The organism is Enterococcus sp. DIV1337a (assembly GCF_051712285.1).
In the GTDB taxonomy this organism is placed as follows: domain Bacteria; phylum Bacillota; class Bacilli; order Lactobacillales; family Enterococcaceae; genus Enterococcus; species Enterococcus faecalis.
Map to the genome: position 1 here is coordinate 1,403,636 of NZ_JBIOOP010000001.1, position 19,205 is coordinate 1,422,840.

A 19,205-nucleotide genomic window follows, 5' to 3' on the forward strand; every position below is an offset into this window, starting at 1 on the left:
GATTTTCTATTTCTTCGTAAAAGAATCTGGAACAGTCCTCCTCAGACGATTGTTCCAGATTTTTGCTTAAATGGCTTCTGTCGTAAAGGCTCTTGATTCTAAAACTTTTAAAATCGCATTTGCTGTGTCAAGTGAGGTAAATAATGGAATCCCATGTTCAACTGCTTCCCGACGGATTGAAAACCCATCTTGGTTGGCACTGGAACGATTTTTATCCATGGTATTGATTACCACTTGCGCATTGCCATTGCGAATGACATCCAGCACGGTTTCCCCTTCAGGATTAGAAATTTTCGTCACTTTCTTAACAGGCAACTGATGCTTTGCTAAAAAGTCAGCAGTTCCTTCCGTTGCGACTAAACTATAGCCAATTGCTGAAAAACGCTTAGCAATTTCTAGAGCCTCTTCTTTTGTTTCGTCTGCAATGGTGAAAAGTACAGCCCCATAACTTGGCAAATGCAAGCCAGATGCTTCAAAGGCTTTATACAAGGCTTTTTCTAAATAATAATCACTACCCATAACTTCCCCAGTTGATTTCATTTCAGGCCCTAAGTACGTATCTACTTTTTGTAGTTTCGTAAAGGAGAACACAGGGGCTTTCACATGAACTTGTTTACTTTCGGGGTATAATCCATCTTGATAACCTAGGTCAGTCAGTTTCTCACCAAGAATCGCTTTTGTAGCAACTTGTGCCATCGGAATCCCTGTGATTTTACTTAAGAAAGGAACTGTTCGACTCGCACGAGGATTCACTTCAATCACATAAACACGATTTTCATGAATAACAAATTGAATATTCATCATGCCTACACAGTTTAAACCAAGTGCCAGTTTTTTTGTATAATCGGCAATCGTTGCTTGAATTTCTTGAGAAAGATACTGCGGCGGATAAACCGCCATTGAATCGCCAGAATGCACGCCAGCTCGTTCAATATGTTCCATAATCCCTGGAATTAGTACTGTTTCACCATCACAAATGGCATCGACTTCACATTCCTGTCCCAATAAATAGCTATCAACTAAGACAGGATGTTCTGGCGAAGCTTTGACTGCATGTCGCATATAATCTTCCAAATCCTTTTGATTTTCGACAATTTCCATTGCACGACCACCTAAAACATAACTTGGACGCACTAAAACGGGATAGCCGATACGATCAGCAATCACGACTGCTTCTTCTGCACTTGTGGCTGTATCTCCTGGTGGTTGAGGAATCGCTAACTCTTGCAAAGCTTGTTCAAATAAATCACGATTTTCCGCACGATCTAAATCTTCAATCGTTGTTCCAAGAATTTTAACGCCTTGTTTTGTGAGCGGCTCAGCTAAATTAATCGCTGTTTGTCCACCAAATTGGACGATCACGCCAATCGGATTTTCTAAATCAATCACATTCATGACGTCTTCTAAAGTTAATGGCTCAAAGTATAATTTATCAGAAACAGAGAAATCTGTTGAAACTGTTTCAGGATTACTATTCATAATAATTGCTTCATAACCAGCCGCTTGGATCGCTTTGACAGAATGAACCGTTGCATAATCAAACTCGACCCCTTGACCAATGCGAATGGGACCAGAACCTAATACTAGTACAGAAGGCTTTTTCGAAACATTGCTTTCGTTTTCTACTTCATACGTGCTATAAAAATAAGGCGTGTGTGATTCAAACTCTGCAGCACACGTATCCACCATTTTATAGACGGGCACAATTTGATTGGCTCTGCGGAAGTCAGCGATGGCTTGTTCTGTTTGTCCCCAAAGTGCCGCAATTTTCCGATCAGAAAAGCCATTTTGTTTGGCTTCTTTCAAGACAGCTACGTTGTCCACGTGACTTTCAAGGGCCGTTTCAATTTCGATAATGTGTAAAAGTTTATCCAAGAAGAATAAATCAATTTTCGTTAAACTTTGTAATTCTTCGATGCTATATCCTCTGCGAATGGCTTCTGATAAGTAGAACAATCGATCATCTTGCGCATGAACCATTTTCTTCGTTAATTCCAAGTCGCTGACATGACTTAGTTCTGCTAACTCGTTGTGATAAGCACCAATTTCTAAAGAACGAACTGCTTTTAATAAGGATTCTTCAATATTGCGGCCAATTGCCATGACTTCCCCGGTTGCTTTCATTTGCGTTCCTAGTTCTCGGGCACCTTTTTCAAATTTGTCAAAAGGCCAACGAGGAATTTTGGAAACAACATAGTCCAAAGCCGGTTCAAATTCGGCATAAGTGGTTCCAGTAACTGGATTTTTCATTTCATCTAATGTTAAACCAACAGCAATTTTTGCAGCTAACTTCGCAATGGGATACCCTGTGGCTTTACTAGCAAGTGCAGACGAGCGAGAAACACGTGGATTCACTTCGATCACATAATAATTAAAGCTATGCGGGTCCAAAGCTAATTGAACATTACAGCCACCTTCAATTTTTAATGCACGAATAATTTTCAAGGACGCATCTCGCAACATTTGGTATTCAGAATCTGATAAGGTTTGACTCGGAGCGAAAACAATCGAATCCCCAGTGTGAATGCCGACAGGATCAAAGTTTTCCATGTTACAAACCACGATTGCATTATCAGCCGAATCACGCATCACTTCATATTCAATTTCTTTAAAACCAGCAATACTTTTTTCAATTAAACATTGTGTAACTGGTGATAATTTCAGACCGTTTTCAGCAATTTGGCGGAGTTCTTCTTCCGTATCACACATGCCGCCGCCTGTTCCGCCTAAGGTAAATGCGGGACGAACGATAATTGGATAGCCAATTCGTTTGGCAAAAGCCACGGCTTGTTCCACCGTATTGACAATTTCACTTTCTGGAATCGGTTGTTCTAATTCTTCCATCAATTGTTTAAATAAATCACGGTCTTCCGCTTGGTCAATCGCACTGAGCTTTGTTCCCAGCAATTCTACATTTAGCTCATCTAAAATTCCTGATTCCGATAATTCCATCGCCATATTTAATCCAGTTTGACCACCTAACGTTGGTAGAAGAGCATCAGGACGTTCTTTTCGCAAAATTCTTGAAACAAATTCTAAAGTAATCGGTTCAATATAAACATGATCCGCGATTTCTTTATCGGTCATGATGGTCGCTGGATTTGAGTTTACTAAGACAACTTCATACCCTTCTTCTTTTAGCGCTAAACAGGCTTGTGTGCCTGCATAGTCAAATTCTGCTGCTTGTCCAATAATGATTGGTCCTGAACCAATCACCATGATTTTCTTGATGTCCGTTCGTTTTGGCATTAGTTTTGCTCCTTCCATGCATCCATTAATTCCATAAATTCGTCAAATAAATGAAGACCATCGTGCGGTCCTGGAGCCGCATCTGGGTGATATTGCACAGTAAAAGCTGGATACTCTCGATGACGCACGCCTTCAACCGTGCCATCATTGACTTCCACGTGGGTCACAAGTAATTTTTCCGGATCAATTGTTGCTTCGTCCACGGCATATCCGTGATTTTGTGAAGTGAAATCAATGCGTCCTGTTGCAATTTCTCGTACAGGATGATTCAAACCGCGATGGCCAAACTTCATCTTATACGTATCCGCACCATTCGCTAATGAAAATAACTGATGACCTAAGCAGATGCCGAAAATTGGAACTTTTCCTTGAATTGCTTGAATCATTTCAATAGCTTCAGGCACATCTTTGGGATCTCCAGGCCCATTTGTCAACATGACACCATCGGGACTTAATTCTAAAATCTCTTCTGCCGTTGTATTATAAGGCAACACGGTCAAGTTGCATTGCCGTTTTGATAATTCTCGCAAAATACTATGTTTCAACCCAAAATCAACGACAACCACATTACGCCCGATCCCTGGACTTGGATAAGGCTTAGTGGTGGAGACTTGTGCCACTTGATTTTTCGGCATGACCGTCGCTTTTAATTGATCAAACGCATGCGGTAAATCATCCACGGCATCAATGATGCTCCCTTTCATTGTTCCAGCTGATCGTAACTTACGAGTCAGCGCACGCGTATCAATCCCTGAAATTCCTGGAATCCCTTTGCGCTTTAAAAATTCATCCAAGGTCATTTGTTGACGCCAATTTGAAGCAACCCGCGCATGCTCTTTAACAATGACACCTTTACAGGTTGGTGCAATGGATTCATAATCATCTCGGTTGACCCCGTAATTTCCAACTAATGGATACGTAAAAGTAATCATTTGTCCATTAAAACTTTGGTCAGTAATTGCTTCTTGGTAACCTGTTATGCCAGTAGTAAAAACAACTTCACCTACTACATTACCTTCTGCACCAAACGCTTTCCCTTCAAATACTGTTCCGTCTTCTAAAATCAATAACCTTTTCAAACCTACTGCGCCTCCTCCGACCAAGCTAATGCTCCGTCAACAAATGTCATAAGTGTCTTTCCTTTGACTGTCCACCCTGTAAATGGTGTATTGACAGCCATTGATTCAAATGCTTCTGCATCAATTGGGGCAGCTGTTGCTAAGTCAAAAACTGCAATATCTGCTGGTGCACCAATTGTTAGTGTTCCTGCGTTTAATCCAAAAATTTCTGCCGGTTTCACTGCCATCCAATTAATCACTTGTTCTAACGTGAAAATGCCTGTTTCGACAAAGTTCGTATAAATCAATTGGAAGGCCGTTTCACTACCGACAATACCAAAAGGTGCGTTTAAAAATGATTGTTGTTTTTCTTCTAAGCCATGGGGCGCATGATCGGTAGCAATACAGTCAATCGTGCCATCTAACAAGCCGTCAATTAATGCTTGTCGATCTGCTAAACCACGTAATGGCGGGTTCATTTTCCAAAACCCTTCGTCAGCAGGAATATCCTCATCGACTAAAATTAAATGGTGTGGCGAAACTTCGGCTGTTACGTGAATCCCTGCTTTTTTAGCATCTCGAATAACGCGCACGCTTTCTTCTGTTGAAACATGACAAACATGATAATGAACGCCTGTTTCTTTTGCTAAAGTAATATCCCGAGCAATTTGTGAAGCTTCCGTTGCACTTAAAATCCCTGGTAGGCCTAATTTCTTAGAAACTTCTCCTTCATGCATCACACCACCAAATAATAAAGATTCATCTTCCGTGTGCGCAACAAGCGCCATATTTAATGCAGCCGCTTCTTTCATGGCTAAGTACATCGTTCCTGCCGTTTGGACACCAACACCATCATTCGTAAACGCAAAGGCACCCGCTTCTTTTAAGGCCTTCTGATTGGTTAAAACTTCACTCCGTAGCTCTTCTGTAATGGGGGCATATTGTAAGACTTTCACGACTGCATCTTTTTGAATTAAGTCGTAAACCTCACTTAATTTTTCAGCCGTATCTGGTACTGGATTCAAATTGGGCATTGCACAAACCGTAGTAAAACCACCGCGAGCAGCAGCTTTACTACCCGTTTTAATTGTTTCTTTATACGTAAAGCCTGGTTCTCTAAAGTGAACATGCACATCGACCAAGCCTGGCGTGATTAGTTGCCCTTTCGCATCAAACACTTGCTCAAAATCTGCTTCGTCAAACGATTCCCCGATTGCGTGAATCACACCATTTTCTAGCCAAAGTGCTGCCTCAATCAATTGATTCTCTTTTTTGATGATTTTTCCATTCTTAATTAACGTCTTCATTTCTCCACCTAGGCCTTTCCATGTAAAATTGCTTCTAAAATTGCCATGCGCATAAAGACTCCGTTGCTCATTTGAGCGACGATTCTAGATTGCAGACTTTCCACTAATTCATCTGCCAGTTCAACATCCCGATTGACTGGCGCTGGATGCATAATAATTGCATGTTTCTGTAAACGAGTTGCCCGTTCGTTGGTTAAACCATATTCCAAATGATAGCCTTCTTTTGAAAAACTTTCCTTACCATCATGACGTTCGTGTTGCACGCGAAGCAACATCATCACATCGACTTTTTCAACAATTTCATCTAACGGCACATATTGTCCATAGACATCAAACTGATGATCATACCACTCTTCTGGACCTGAAAAATAAATTTCAGCGCCTAAACGGTTTAATAACTGCATATTTGATTTAGCAACACGAGAATGTGTAATATCTCCCACAATCGCCACTTTCAAGCCTTCAAATCCACCAAATTCTTCATAAATGGTCATCAAATCCAATAAACATTGTGTAGGGTGTTGTCCACTCCCGTCCCCACCGTTAATAATAGAACATTGAATCGTTTTACTTTGAATCAATTCATCATAATAATTTTCTTTACCATGACGAATGACTGCTACATCTACACCAATTGCCGACATTGTTAGTACTGTGTCGTATAACGTTTCTCCTTTTTGAACAGAACTTCTACTCGCTTCAAACTCAATCACTTCTAAGCCTAATTTTTTCTCAGCTACCTCAAAACTTTTATGTGTTCGAGTACTATTTTCAAAAAACAAGTTTGTTGCAAAATATTGACGTTCTTCTGGGTGCCATTTTGCTCCCTGTTTAAATTCTCCTGCACGACGGATTAACCCCATGACTTCACGGTCGGTTAAAGCCTCTGCAGTTAAAAGATGTTTTAAACTAATTCGTTCAGATGTAATAATCATTCGTCCAGTCCTCCTACTGTTCTTCGCTACGTGCGTTTTCCGGTAAAATTAAATTCAAAACAATTCCTAAGACGGTTGCTAATGCCATTGAAGACAATTCAAAGGTTCCTACTTTGAAGACTAAGCCACCAATGCCGATGACTAAAATTACTGAAGCAATCAATAAATTCTTTTTCTTATCAAAATTAATCTTATTATCGATTAAGATTTTCAAACCACTTGCGGCAATCACACCGAACAAGACGAAACTAATTCCTGAAATAACTGGTCCTGGGATACTTAGAATCAAGGCACTTAATTTTCCAACAAAGCCTAAAGCTACAGCGAACACCGCGGCTCCACCAATCACGAAGACACTGTGCACTCTTGTAATTGCCAGCACGCCGATATTTTCACCATAACTTGTAACTGGCGGTCCACCAACAAAACCTGCAACAATTTGCGCTAAGCCATCTCCCATTAAAGTTTTAGATAAGCCTGGGTCTTGGAAAAAGTTGCGCTTGGTTAATTTATTCAAGACCATTAAATGACCAATATGTTCTGTCATTGTTACAAAAGCAATTGGTGCCATTGTTGTAATGGCATTTAAATACAATTTCGGTTCATATTGAACAAAAGGTACTTCAAAATTCGGTAAAGCAAACCAAGCAGCTTCTTTAATAGGGGTTAAATCAATAATTCCAAAAGCTAAAGCAACCAGGTACCCACTAACAATTCCCAAAAGAATTGGAATTAATCCTAGGAAGCCTTTGAAAAACATGTTGTAAAAAATGGTTAAGCCTAAAGTAATTAAGGCTACGGCAATATATTTAAAATCATAAACGTTGTTGTTATACATTGCGTTATTTGCGGCATTAGCTGCCAAGCCTAAACCGATAACCATCACGACAGGCCCTACAACGATAGGCGGTAAAATTTTATCCAACCAGTCAGAACCAATTTTTTTAATGATTAATGAAACGATTAGGTATACCAAGCCGGTTGTCATAGCACCTTGGGCAATGGCTGGATATCCATCACTCTTCATTAGCATCTGCATCGCTGCAATAAAAGCAAAGCTACTGCCAAGATAGGCGGGGATTTTTCCTTTTGTAGTAATCAGATAGACCATTGTTCCTAATCCTGAACTGACTAACGCAATCCCCGGGTCAATTCCCACTAAGATTGGTACTAAAACCGTTGCACCAAACATCGTAAATAAATGTTGTAAACTTAGGCCAACCCAGTGAAAAGCTTGCGGTCTATCTTTAATATCTAAGACTGCATCCTCATTTCGAAATTCTTTTTCTGACAACGTTGTTCACTCCTTTTTATTCGTTTCCTTTACTGATCATAATACGATCTGCGCCGTCACGCTCTTCCATTTCCACAATAATTTCCTCAGTTTTTGATGTTGGAATATTTTTTCCTACATAATCGGCACGAATCGGTAGTTCCCGATGCCCACGATCTACTAAGACTGCTAAAGAGATTTTTCTCGGACGACCTAAATCCATAACAGCGTCCATCGCAGCACGAATGGTCCGGCCCGTATACAAGACATCATCTACTAAAATAACTTCTTTACCTTCAATTGAGACTGGTACGTCAGAAGAATGTAATTCGGGTTCCTCCATATCTTTCACATCATCACGATACAAAGTAATATCTAATTCTCCAACTGGCACGTCAATATCTTCTAATTGTTTTAAGCGTTCGGCTAGACGTTGTGCAATGTATATTCCACGTGTTTTAATTCCTACTAAAACAATGTCTTGGATTCCTTTGTTTCTTTCAATAATTTCATACGAGATTCGAGTAAGCGCTCGTTTCATTGTGACTGCGTCAACAACTTCTTTCTTTGGCATAATAATTTCCTCCTCATTCTTTTTTATCTACGTCCTCGCTGTCTTGGGGTCAGCGATTCTTCCTTCAATTGAGCAGCTGAAAAATAAGTGGCTTTTTATTGAAATTGTCCTGTTATTTTTTTCAACAAAAAATCCTCCTACCCGTATGAGGATAGGAGGATGTCGGTTACAGTTTAAAAAGGTACAAGGGTACCATGTAGCCCACACAACTTACTAACTAAGCGCACCTAGTGTTCTTTTGCATGATTCCTTCTTAGCCTCACGGGACTAAACTTAAAGGTTACAGTTATTTAGTTATTTTTCTTCTTAAAAAAGAGTTTACCTCTTCTTCAGATAAAAATCAATGATTATTTCTTAATTGGCGTAAAGTTTTTTCAAAAACTTCTGGTAAAGGTGCCTCAAAGACTAATTGTTCACCTGTCGTAGGATGTGTAAAGCCTAATAACTTCGCATGTAAAAATTGCCCATTGCCAGGTAATGTTTTTCTCGGTCCATATAACGGATCTCCAGCTAATGGATAACCGATATATTTCATGTGAACACGGATTTGATGTGTCCGGCCTGTTTCCAGTTGTAATTCAACTAAGGTAAATGCATCAAAGCGCTCTAAAACAGTAAAATGCGTGACTGCTTCTTTACCGCCTTCAATGACCGCTTGCATTTTTCGGTCAATCTTGGAACGACCGATAGGCGCATTTATTTCTCCCTTATCGTGAGGAATAACACCGTGGACCAAGGCAACGTATTTACGTAACGATGTTTTTTCTTTTAGCTGCTTAGCTAATGATTCATGGGCTTGATCATTTTTAGCCACCATCAATAGCCCAGAAGTATCTTTATCAATTCGATGAACAATTCCCGGTCGCACCACATCATTAATCGCCGATAAGTGATCCGCATGATGAAGTAACGCGTTCACTAATGTACCATTAGGATGACCTGCCGAAGGATGAACAACCATGCCTTGAGGTTTGTTGACGACAATCACATCATTGTCTTCATAAACAATGGTCAAAGGAATATCCTCTGCTACCATATCTAAAACTTCTGGTTCAGGAATTGTTACCACAATTTCGTCGCCTGCTGTAACTTTGTAATTGGCGCGGACCGTTTCACCGTTAACTGTTACGTGTTTTTCTTTTAACCATTGTTGAATTTGCGAGCGGGAATGATTGGATAAATGTTCACTTAATACTTTGTCAATCCGGCCTTTTTCTGTTTGAATCGTTACGTTAATTTGTTCCATTTTTGCCTTCCTTTGCTGCTTTTTCATCTAAAATCAAATAAATAAATATACAAATAACGCCGACCACTAACGTACTATCTGCAACGTTAAAAATAGGAAAATTCATAAAATCCGTTTGGAACATGTCCACCACGTAGCCTAAGCGTAAACGATCAATAAAATTCCCAATGGCGCCTGCTAAGACAAAAGATAAACCTACTGAATACCAGACACTTTTTTTATAATTCTTAATTAATAAATAAATAATCACGACACTAACAATTACTGTGATGACATAAAAGAAAATCATTTTCCCTTCTAACAAGCTCCAAGCAGCTCCGGTATTTCTTAAATGGGTCAGCGACAAAAATCCAGGAATGAATTCTTTCGTTTCACCCAAAGAAATGTTTTGGACCGTCAAATATTTGCTCCATTGGTCAAGTCCTACTAATAAGGCACTGATTAAAAAATATACTACTAACAATCGCGTCATTCCTTTTCTCTATGAATACTTGCTAAATCTCTTGGTCGAACAATGCCTACTAACTCACCATTAGGATGGCCACTTTTACTAATAAGCACGGCTTCCAAGCGTGGCTGCTCCCGAAACATTTGTTCAACTTCAAAGACGGTTGCTTCAATTGAAACAAATTGATAGTTGCTACGTTTATAATTTGATGCCAACAATTCTCGCACCGTTCGGTTGGCAATGTGAACTTCTCCTTTGGTGCTCTCAATGGCAAACCATACACCAATCCCTCGAACCGTGATTAATCCTTTAAATACACCTTTTTCATAAATTGGAAATTGAGAATATTGTTTTTTTGCAATAATCGTCAATAACGTTTCTAAAGATGTGGTGATTTCAAAAGCTGTAACACGTTTCGCAAATTTAGGCACTACTTTTTCTGGTTTTGTTAAAGCTTGTTCAATCGTTGCAATTCGTTGAACCGCCCATTCGTTCGGCTCTGCAATGACAAAATCATCAGCAATTCGCTCATGAACGATGGCATTTCTTAACTGAGCCATTTGAAGCAAATCCTCTTCAAATTGAGCAATCTGTCCCTTTTCTTTTCGGGAAAGACGTCTTGTCATTTCACTGAATCCCATGTTGACAGGATTGTTCAGTCTCTCTCTCATCCACTTTTCAATGCGATTAAAGTGTGCGATAAATGTATCTGCTCGTTCCCCCATAGTCGTTGCTCCTTATAATAAACTACGCAATAAATTTCCGTCATTATTTTTTTATTGAGCTACTTTCAAGTATATACTAAAAATAGGTCTCAGGAAAGAGCGGCTTTAAAAGAGACCGCTCGCTTGCCCCGTTTCGTCCACATCCATATTTAACGCAGCAGGAACTTTCGGCAAGCCAGGCATCGTTAAAATGTCACCCGTTAACGCCACGATAAACCCTGCACCGATTTTTGGAACTAGTTCACGAATCGTAATCGTAAATCCTTCTGGCCGTCCTAATTTTTGAGGATCATCAGAAAGCGAATACTGTGTCTTCGCCATGCAAATTGGTAATTGATCCCAACCATTTTTTGTAAAGTCTGCAATTTGTTTTTGGGCTTTCGGAGAAAAAATTGCCTGTTCTCCGCCGTAAATCGTTTGTACAATGGCTTGAATTTTTTCTTCAATTGTTTGGCGAGGATTATATAAAGGTTGAAACTGCTTTGTATTGGCTTCAATCTCTGCTACTACTGTTTTTGCTAGATTCGTACCACCTGCACCACCTTGCGCCCAAACACTTGTTAACTCGACTGGCACGCCTAACGCTTGGCAGGCTTCTTTCAACAGTTGAATTTCCTTCTCTGTATCCTGCGTAAACTCGTTGATCGCAACGACTACTGGTACATCATAACGTTGCATGTTTTGAATATGTTTTTCTAAGTTGGCAAAGCCTTTTTGTAACGCTGGTAAGTTTTCTTGCGCTAACTGATCTTTTGCCAAACCGCCATGCATTTTCAACGCGCGAATCGTTGCCACAATCACAACGACATCTGGTGCTTTTCCTAAAGAAGGGACTTTAATATCTAAAAATTTTTCGCCACCTAAGTCACCACCAAAACCCGCTTCTGTTACGACATAGTCCCCCAGATGCAAAGCTGTTTTTGTCGCTAAAATACTGTTACACCCATGAGCGATATTGGCAAAAGGACCACCATGAACAAAAGCTGGAGTTCCTTCAATCGTTTGAACTAAATTAGGTTTTAAGGCGTCTTTTAATAATAACGTCAGCGCACCTGCTACGTTTAAATCTTTAACCGTCACCGGCTCTTTTTGGTCATTATAGGCGACAATAATCCGACTTAAGCGTTCTTTTAAGTCCGTTAAATTTTGCGCTAAACAAAGAATCGCCATAATTTCGCTCGCCACAGTAATATCGAAACCGTCTTCCCTTGGTACACCTTGGAAAGGACCCCCTAAACCAACAACGACCTGTCTGAGCGCACGATCATTTAAATCCACTGCGCGTTTCCAAATCACCCGCCGAGAATCAATCTTTAATTCATTTCCTTGCTGTAAATGATTATCTAGTAACGCAGCTAAGGCATTATTAGCTGTCGTAATCGCATGCATATCACCAGTAAAATGCAAATTGATTTCTTCCATTGGCAATACTTGTGCGTACCCGCCACCTGTTGCGCCACCTTTAATCCCCATCACAGGACCTAATGATGGTTCTCTTAGGGCAATAACTGTTTTTTTATTAATTTGATTTAATGCATCTCCTAAACCAATAGTCACGGTTGACTTTCCTTCTCCTGCTGGTGTTGGATTAATCGACGTAACGAGGATTAATTTACCTTCTGGCTTCGCTTCTAGGGATTGAAGCGTTGGAAAATCTATTTTCGCTTTGTATTTTCCATAAAGTTCTAGCGAATCTTCTGAAAGACCGATTGTTTCGGCAATCTCTTGAATAGGTTTTAATGTTGCTGCTTGTGCAATGTTAATATCTGTCTTCATAACGGACCCCTTTTCAATTCTTTATCGTCTTTGTGACACATTGTTTCTTTTAAATTATAGCTTGTATTGAATAGAATGGCTAGAATAACCTTTTTTAAACGACCCAACCATTGACGTTTGGTAGCCTTTTCTCGTATAATGAAAGTGTCTTTACAAATCTAAAAGGAGCGTGAATTGGATGCAAAAAGGAATTGTCAAATGGTTCGATAACAGAAAAGGTTATGGTTTTATCGTTTACAACGAAGAAGATGAGATTTTTGTCCACTTCACTGCTATAGAAGGTGACGGATTCAAATCACTTGATGAGAATCAATCTGTAGAGTTCGAGATAATGGAAGGCAATCGCGGGCTACAAGCAGCACATGTCAAAAAAATAGATAACTAAAAAAGCTGAACCAACAGCGCTTAACTTCAAAAAGCAAGTAAACGTAGCGTTTGTTTCAGCTGATTATTTTAAGATTTTGAGAGTGGGTCACCAGTCGTTTCGACTTATGACTCACTCTTTTTTTTTTCTTCTTTTTTATGAAGGCCCAAAGAATGATCTTCTGCTACCTTCAATTCAGGCTTTTTTACCTTAAGCGCCTCAAGAAATAACGGAATCGTTTTCTTTTTCATTAAAAAGACTTTTGAGCCTTCCTTAAATTCTGAGGAAAAAATTTCGATGCTTTTTTCATTGTAGGTTACTTTTTCTATCTGAGAAAGCGGAAGTGCTTTTTTACGAAACCATAAAACATCTCTGACAATTAAAGATGTTTCTGTCATGTTAAAAGACCGCGCAATTCCTAGATAAGCAAACACAAAAAATGGAACCATCACCAGATTACTAATCAAGTAAGGACCATTATTTTCCAATGCTAAAATTAAACTAATAAATAATATACAAAATGTGCAAGACCAGTAAATAATTGCGGATGCTAATTCTGGCTGCCAATAGAATTTCTGTTTTTTCATAAAGTGCCCTCACTACTTCTGGATCAACGCCACTAAATTTAAATATGTTATAATAGTAACATACTTTTTTTAAGAACAAAAAGAAATTAGGAGTAATTTTATGTTAAGAATTTATGTAGATGCTGCAACAAAAGGCAATCCAGGTGAATCTGGCGGCGGTATCGTTTACCTTACTGACCAATCGCGGCAACAATTGCATGTGCCTTTAGGCATTGTTAGTAATCACGAAGCCGAATTTAAAGTGCTGATGGAAGCTTTAAAACAAGCGATTGCCAATGAAGACAATCAACAAACAGTTCTTCTCCACTCAGATAGTAAAATTGTTGTCCAAACCATTGAAAAAAACTATGCTAAAAATGAAAAGTACCAGCCTTATTTAGCAGAATATCAACAACTAGAAAAGAATTTTCCTTTGCTCTTAATCAAATGGCTACCTGAAAGTCAAAACAAAGCAGCCGATATGCTTGCACGGCAAGCATTACAAAAATTTTATCCCAATAAAAAGTAGCACAGATTAGTTAATGTTTTTCCTTTATTAATTTGATAGTTAAGCGTGGAGCAAAAATCCCTAGTGTTTTTTGCTCCACGCTTAAAAACAGATAAACGGTTCTGTCTCAACCTCTTCTTATAACCACTTATTCTTCTGTCGTTATTCCCGCAAATTGTCCATTGGTTAGCGAAAGGATTGCTTCAGGCGCTAATTCAATTTGCATGCCACGTTTGCCTGCAGAAACAATAATTGCAGAATATTGTTGAGCTTCTTCAGCCAAATAGGTGGGAAATTGCTTTTTCATCCCAATTGGTGAACAGCCCCCACGAATATAGCCTGTGGTTGCTTCTAAATCTTTTAAGTGAAGCATTTCTACCTTTTTGTTGCCACTAGCTTTCGCTAATTTTTTCAAATCTAATTCTTGATTACCAGGAATGACAGCCACGACTGGACCTGTTTTATTACCTACTGTAACCAAGGTTTTAAAAATTCGTCCTTTTTCAATACCTAAACTTTCAGCGACACTTTCTGCACTTAAATGATCTTCGCTCCAAGCGAATTCATATTCTTTATATGGTACTTTATGTTGTTCCACCATGCGCATCGCATTCGTTTTTTGTTGTGTTTTTTTCTTTGCCACTTCTTTCACCTTCTGAATCACTTGTTTTGTTCGAATGTCTTTAAATAATTTCTTAATACTTGTACGGATAGTTGGCCTGGTGCAGACGCTTGCTGGGCTGAGCCAAAAGTTAGTGCCGATCCGAACAGTTGACCTGTTATGCGACTAATCATCCCTAACTGTCCCATTGACATAGTAACGATTGGAACGGATGCATAATGGGTGTACATTTCATTGGTTGCTGAAAGTAACGTAAGTACATCTGTCGCATCTTGTGGCATCACAGCTATTTTACAAATATCCGCCTGACGCATTTGCATTTGGCGTAACCGCGCGACAATCTCCTCTTGCGACGGTGTTTTCTGAAAGTCGTGATTACAGAGAACAATTTTAATCCCCGCCTTTTTAGCTTCGTGAATTAACGTATCTGCCGCCAGCGGATTCGCAAATAATTCAATATCCAATAAATCCAACGCACCCTTTTTCACTAATTCATGATACAAAGCAAAATAATTTTCCTCGGAAAAAGCCATTTCGCCGCCTTCTTTTTGTGTACGAAAAGTTAACAATAACGGTTTTTGCCCCAACCGTTCCATTACTTGTTGTGAAAGATTACATACATCGGAAAAATCAGCGACATTTTCATAATAGTCTAAACGCCATTCCACCAAATCACAATCTAGTGTTTGGCTCGCCGTTGCTTCGGCCAAAATATCCTCGGCTGTTCGAGCAACAATGGGCACCACAATTTTGGGATTGCCTTCACCTATTCGCACATGTTTGACTATAACTGGCTTCACAGTTCCACCTAACTTCCTCGTTTATTTTTCTCTCTTCATATCATACCATTTCTCTTCTTTTTTGCAATTTAAAGAGCTACAAAGACACCTAGAATTAGGAATTTCCTAACACTAAATGCCTTTGTTTGGGTTATTTAACTTTTTCAGTTGTTACATTAAACTTCCGTACTTTGTAACTGATACATATCCGCATAAAGACCACCTTCAGCCAATAGCGTTTCGTGCGTTCCTCGTTCTACAATCTGTCCTTTGTCTAAAACTAAAATCAAGTTTGCATCACGAATTGTCGAAAGGCGATGTGCAATCGCAATTGTCGTTCTCCCTTGACGCATTTTGGCTAATCCTTCTTGAATCAACCCTTCTGTTTCTGTATCAATATTAGCGGTTGCTTCATCTAAAACTAAAATTTTGGGATCAGTCACAATCGTTCGCGCAAACGAAATTAATTGACGTTGTCCGCTAGAATAACTCGCTCCTCGTTCAATGACTTTCGCATGATAGGTATTGGGTAACGTGTGAATAAATTTATCCGCCTGAACAAATTCCGCAGCCTGTTTGATTTGCTCATCTGTAATATTGGGATTCAGTAAACGGATATTTCCAGCAATATCTCCATAAAACATGAAAGCGTCCTGTAATACCAAGCCCATCTTTTCTCGTAATTCTGTCATGGGAAAATCACGAATATCACGATCATCAATTAAAATCTGCCCTTCATAAAATTCATAGAAACGCATGAGTACATTAATAATTGAACTTTTACCACTTCCTGTATGACCGACTAAAGCGACGGTTTCTCCGGGATTTGCAACAAAGCTAATATTTTTCAATACTTCGTTTTTGCCGTCATAAGAAAAAGTAACATTGCGAAATTCAATTTTCCCGCGAATAATTTCCCCATTCGCACCTACTGATTGTTGCGGCGTTAATTCTTCCGTATCCATAATTTTTAAAATACGGCTGCCTGCGACAATCCCATCTGTAAAGATACTTAGGAAGTCCATCATTTGCGTCATCGGATTAAAAAAAGCTTGGACATACGTTACAAAAGCATAAATCATCCCCGCTTCAACAGGAGAATCTAAAGCATCGATGCCAAACATAGTTAAGGCCAATGCAATCGCCAATGTATACAACAAATTAATGATGGGACTTAATAATAACGAATTCATGCGAATCATTGCTACTCGTGTTTTTAAATAATCCTCATTTGTTTCTTCAAATTCTTTTTCCAAACGTTTTTCTTGGCGAAATTGTTGAATGATTTGCATACCAGAGATGTATTCATTTAATTTGGTGTTTAATTGACTTAATTTTTCCCGCATGCTGCGATATAATTTTGAACTAAATTTTTGGTAATACCAAATCACAACTAATAAAATTGGCAAGAAAATTAGACAATAAAATGAAATTTCTGGACTGAGTTGAAACATTGCAAAAAATGACGAGATTACGGCAAAAATTCCTGTAATCACCATTAAGAATACATACCAGAATTCAAACAATGTTTCTGTATCATTTGTAACACGAGACACCGTCGAACCAGCCGGTGTTTGATCAAAATAACGCATACCTAAAGTGTGTAATTTTTCAAATAATTTCACTCGTATATATTGATACGTTTTTAAAGAAGCCATCGAATACAAATACCATTGGAAAAACCAAACAATACTTTTAACAATGACACCAAAAAAATAAATAGCAGCAAAAGTTAGAATCACTTGCATTGTAGCAGTTTTAGGGGTTAAATAATTATCCATAAAAACTTGAATGACTCTAGGCAAAAGAATATTGATAATTGATAAGCCAAATGCAAAGAGAATGGCTGTGTAAAACATGCGTCGAAACGGTTTGGCAAAACGAAACAAACGCTGAACAATCGTTAATTGTTCTTTCATCGGTAACTCTCTGGACCATTCGGATTGATACTTTTCTTCCATTAACTCTCACTCCCTTCAATTTTCGCTTCTAATTGCTGTTTTTCCCACATCCGCTGATACCAACCGTTCTGAGTCAGTAACTCTTGATGTGTCCCCCGTTCAATAATTTTCCCTTCATCCAACACTAAGATTTCTTTTGCATGCATGACACTACTTAAACGATGCGCTGTAATAATAGTGGTTTTTTCTTGGCGCGTTTCTTTTAGATTTGATAAAATTGCTTCTTCCGTTTTCGCATCGACTGCAGATAAGGCATCGTCTAAAATTAACAATTCTGGTTCAACAATCAAGGCCCTCGCAATAGAAATCCGTTGTTTTTGTCCTCCAGAAAGCGAGACACCACGTTCTCCAACCATTGTGTCATAACCTTCAGGAAAGGCTTTAATTTCTTGGTTAATAAATGCTAATGCTGCCGCTTGTTCAACTGCTGCTTGTTCCATGTGTGGTTTAGCAAAACGAATGTTATCTCGTACCGTCATGGAAAAGAGAAAATGGTCCTGTGGCACATACCCCATTGCCCCCATCAATGCATCCAATGTGTAATTTTTAATGTTATGTTTACCAAAGGAAATCGTTCCTTGGTATTGGTCATATTCACGCATCAACAACTTCAAAATAGTGGTTTTACCAGCGCCTGTTTTACCAACAATCCCCAAGGTTTCTCCTTCTTGCAACGAAAATTGGATATTTTCCAATGCCACCGTCTCTTCTTTTGGATAAGAAAAAGAAGCAATCTTCATTGAAATTGTCCCTTGCGCCATTGTTTTGGTAGCATCTTTTCGTTCGATAATATGCGTTTTTTCATGCAATAATTCGTTCACACGATCGTAACTAGCATTCCCACGTTCCAACACATTAAATAAGCGCCCAATCGCAAACATTGGCCAAACTAGCATCCCAATATAGGCAATAAAAGAGACCAACTGACCTAAACTAATCGTTCCTTGCATGATGAAACGACCACCAATAATAATTGTCACAACATAAGAAACACCAATAATCAGCGTGATAAACGGATCAAACAGTGCATCTAAAAAGTTCGTTCGTTTATTTTTGACGATAGCATCATCAATTTTCTCTGTAAAATCAGCAAGATCTTCTTTTTCTTGCCCGAATGTTTTAATGACTTTAATTCCAGTGATACTTTCTTGTGTTTTATCATTAATCGCTGAAAAAGCGGCTTGTGAATCTCGAAAGGCATCATGCAACTTAGAACCTAGAACTCGTGAGGTGACGGCTAATAAAGGCAGCGGTAATAAAGCAATTAATGTTAAGCGCCAATCGACAAATAGAACCATTGCGATAATCGTTGTGCCTCCCGTAATCACAGAGTCGGCAAACGTTAAAATCCCGGCTCCAGCCACATTTTGGATGGCATTTAAATCATTGGTTGCATGCGCCATCAAGTCACCTGTCCGATATTTCTGATAAAAGATGCTATCCATTTTTGTGAAATGATGAAATAATTGAGTCCGTAGCTCTTTTTCCAAACGAGCGGCACTCCCCCAGATATGCATCCGCCAAATATAGCGAAAAAGATATTGGGCAAGCCCAGCACCAATCAAGAGTGCCACCCACACGATAATTTTCGTTAAGCGAATTTCTTTGTTAACGATTTCATCTACAACGACGCCAATAACTTTGGGCGGGACTAATTGAACAAGAGCGACCATCATTAATGAGAAAACCCCAATAATATAACTTTTTTTCTCTTGCTTAAAAAACCAGCCTAATTTTTTGAATATGGACATTCAGTTGTCCCTCCTTTTACTTTGTTGTTCTACGAAGACTACTTTCGAGCTAGAAGGTTTCTT

17 protein-coding genes are annotated in these 19,205 nt (G+C 39.0%); 2 read left to right on the forward strand and 15 right to left on the reverse strand.

Features of this window, described 5'->3' with window-relative positions:
• Positions 1–66: 66 nt before the first annotated feature.
• The 10 genes from carB to IGL49_RS06875 all read right to left on the reverse strand — a co-directional run bounded on the left by carB (position 67) and on the right by IGL49_RS06875 (position 12,591).
• On the reverse strand, positions 67–3,249 hold the full coding sequence (carB, locus tag IGL49_RS06830) for a carbamoyl-phosphate synthase large subunit (protein ID WP_104853987.1): 3,183 nt from the start codon (positions 3,247–3,249) through the stop codon (positions 67–69).
• Positions 3,249–4,328, reverse strand: a complete 1,080-nt coding sequence (locus IGL49_RS06835) for a carbamoyl phosphate synthase small subunit (protein ID WP_104853988.1) — start codon at positions 4,326–4,328, stop codon at positions 3,249–3,251. Before IGL49_RS06835 ends, carB begins: the two co-directional genes overlap by 1 nt.
• 2 nt (positions 4,329–4,330) lie before the next feature.
• Positions 4,331–5,614 (reverse strand): dihydroorotase, encoded by a 1,284-nt coding sequence (locus IGL49_RS06840; RefSeq protein WP_104853989.1) that lies wholly within the window; start codon positions 5,612–5,614, stop codon positions 4,331–4,333.
• Positions 5,615–5,622: 8 nt separating this feature from the next.
• Complete coding sequence (locus IGL49_RS06845; protein ID WP_002357411.1) at positions 5,623–6,549, reverse strand: aspartate carbamoyltransferase catalytic subunit; 927 nt, start codon at positions 6,547–6,549, stop codon at positions 5,623–5,625.
• Positions 6,550–6,562: 13 nt separating this feature from the next.
• Complete coding sequence (locus IGL49_RS06850) at positions 6,563–7,843, reverse strand: solute carrier family 23 protein (protein ID WP_002357410.1); 1,281 nt, start codon at positions 7,841–7,843, stop codon at positions 6,563–6,565.
• Positions 7,844–7,859: 16 nt separating this feature from the next.
• Positions 7,860–8,399, reverse strand: coding sequence for a bifunctional pyr operon transcriptional regulator/uracil phosphoribosyltransferase PyrR (gene pyrR / locus IGL49_RS06855; protein ID WP_301280621.1), 540 nt, complete (start codon positions 8,397–8,399; stop codon positions 7,860–7,862).
• A 337-nt stretch (positions 8,400–8,736) separates the two neighbouring features.
• A complete protein-coding gene (locus IGL49_RS06860; RefSeq protein ID WP_104853990.1) occupies positions 8,737–9,642 on the reverse strand; it encodes an RluA family pseudouridine synthase in 906 nt (301 codons plus the stop codon).
• Positions 9,629–10,105 carry a signal peptidase II gene (lspA, locus tag IGL49_RS06865; protein ID WP_164982859.1) on the reverse strand — a complete coding sequence of 159 codons (477 nt, stop codon included), beginning with the start codon at positions 10,103–10,105 and terminating at the stop codon, positions 9,629–9,631. The genes IGL49_RS06860 and lspA overlap by 14 nt, the downstream gene beginning before the upstream one ends.
• A 5-nt stretch (positions 10,106–10,110) precedes the next feature.
• The gene (locus IGL49_RS06870; protein WP_104853992.1) at positions 10,111–10,815 is read right to left on the reverse strand and encodes a CBS domain-containing protein; all 705 of its coding nucleotides are present in this window, start codon (positions 10,813–10,815) and stop codon (positions 10,111–10,113) included.
• 105 nt (positions 10,816–10,920) lie between these two features.
• On the reverse strand, positions 10,921–12,591 hold the full coding sequence (locus IGL49_RS06875; RefSeq protein ID WP_104853993.1) for a formate--tetrahydrofolate ligase: 1,671 nt from the start codon (positions 12,589–12,591) through the stop codon (positions 10,921–10,923).
• A 178-nt stretch (positions 12,592–12,769) separates the two neighbouring features.
• Between IGL49_RS06875 and IGL49_RS06880 the strand changes: the two genes are divergently transcribed.
• The gene (locus IGL49_RS06880; RefSeq protein WP_002357404.1) at positions 12,770–12,976 is read left to right on the forward strand and encodes a cold-shock protein; all 207 of its coding nucleotides are present in this window, start codon (positions 12,770–12,772) and stop codon (positions 12,974–12,976) included.
• Between the two features lie 104 nt (positions 12,977–13,080).
• Here IGL49_RS06880 and IGL49_RS06885 read toward each other — a convergent pair whose 3' ends face one another.
• Positions 13,081–13,542, reverse strand: coding sequence for an EbsA family protein (locus IGL49_RS06885; protein WP_104853994.1), 462 nt, complete (start codon positions 13,540–13,542; stop codon positions 13,081–13,083).
• 100 nt (positions 13,543–13,642) lie between these two features.
• On the opposite strand from IGL49_RS06885, the gene IGL49_RS06890 reads away from it, so the two are divergent.
• Positions 13,643–14,050: a ribonuclease HI family protein gene (locus tag IGL49_RS06890; protein ID WP_104853995.1), complete on the forward strand. Its 408-nt coding sequence runs from the start codon at positions 13,643–13,645 to the stop codon at positions 14,048–14,050.
• Between the two features lie 127 nt (positions 14,051–14,177).
• Here the strand turns inward: IGL49_RS06890 and ybaK are convergent, their stop codons facing one another.
• The 4 genes from ybaK to IGL49_RS06910 form a co-directional block, all read right to left on the reverse strand.
• On the reverse strand, positions 14,178–14,693 hold the full coding sequence (ybaK, locus tag IGL49_RS06895) for a Cys-tRNA(Pro) deacylase (RefSeq protein ID WP_025187416.1): 516 nt from the start codon (positions 14,691–14,693) through the stop codon (positions 14,178–14,180).
• Positions 14,690–15,451, reverse strand: a complete 762-nt coding sequence (gene aroD, locus IGL49_RS06900) for a type I 3-dehydroquinate dehydratase (protein ID WP_104853996.1) — start codon at positions 15,449–15,451, stop codon at positions 14,690–14,692. The genes ybaK and aroD overlap by 4 nt, the downstream gene beginning before the upstream one ends.
• 155 nt (positions 15,452–15,606) lie before the next feature.
• Positions 15,607–17,391, reverse strand: coding sequence for an ABC transporter ATP-binding protein (locus IGL49_RS06905; protein WP_104858159.1), 1,785 nt, complete (start codon positions 17,389–17,391; stop codon positions 15,607–15,609).
• Positions 17,391–19,142, reverse strand: coding sequence for an ABC transporter ATP-binding protein (locus tag IGL49_RS06910; RefSeq protein WP_104853997.1), 1,752 nt, complete (start codon positions 19,140–19,142; stop codon positions 17,391–17,393). Before IGL49_RS06910 ends, IGL49_RS06905 begins: the two co-directional genes overlap by 1 nt.
• Positions 19,143–19,205: the final 63 nt, after the last annotated feature.

Bases quoted from the DNA above. Each gene is read 5' to 3' on its own strand.
- carB (WP_104853987.1), bottom strand. From the start codon at position 3,249: ATGCCAAAACGAACGGACATCAAGAAAATCATGGTGATTGGTTCAGGA.
- IGL49_RS06840 (WP_104853989.1), bottom strand. From the start codon at position 5,614: ATGAAGACGTTAATTAAGAATGGAAAAATCATCAAAAAAGAGAATCAA.
- IGL49_RS06845 (WP_002357411.1), bottom strand. From the start codon at position 6,549: ATGATTATTACATCTGAACGAATTAGTTTAAAACATCTTTTAACTGCA.
- IGL49_RS06860 (WP_104853990.1), bottom strand. From the start codon at position 9,642: ATGGAACAAATTAACGTAACGATTCAAACAGAAAAAGGCCGGATTGAC.
- IGL49_RS06870 (WP_104853992.1), bottom strand. From the start codon at position 10,815: ATGGGGGAACGAGCAGATACATTTATCGCACACTTTAATCGCATTGAA.
- IGL49_RS06875 (WP_104853993.1), bottom strand. From the start codon at position 12,591: ATGAAGACAGATATTAACATTGCACAAGCAGCAACATTAAAACCTATT.
- IGL49_RS06880 (WP_002357404.1), top strand. From the start codon at position 12,770: ATGCAAAAAGGAATTGTCAAATGGTTCGATAACAGAAAAGGTTATGGT.
- IGL49_RS06885 (WP_104853994.1), bottom strand. From the start codon at position 13,542: ATGAAAAAACAGAAATTCTATTGGCAGCCAGAATTAGCATCCGCAATT.
- IGL49_RS06890 (WP_104853995.1), top strand. From the start codon at position 13,643: ATGTTAAGAATTTATGTAGATGCTGCAACAAAAGGCAATCCAGGTGAA.
- IGL49_RS06905 (WP_104858159.1), bottom strand. From the start codon at position 17,391: ATGGAAGAAAAGTATCAATCCGAATGGTCCAGAGAGTTACCGATGAAA.
- IGL49_RS06910 (WP_104853997.1), bottom strand. From the start codon at position 19,142: ATGTCCATATTCAAAAAATTAGGCTGGTTTTTTAAGCAAGAGAAAAAA.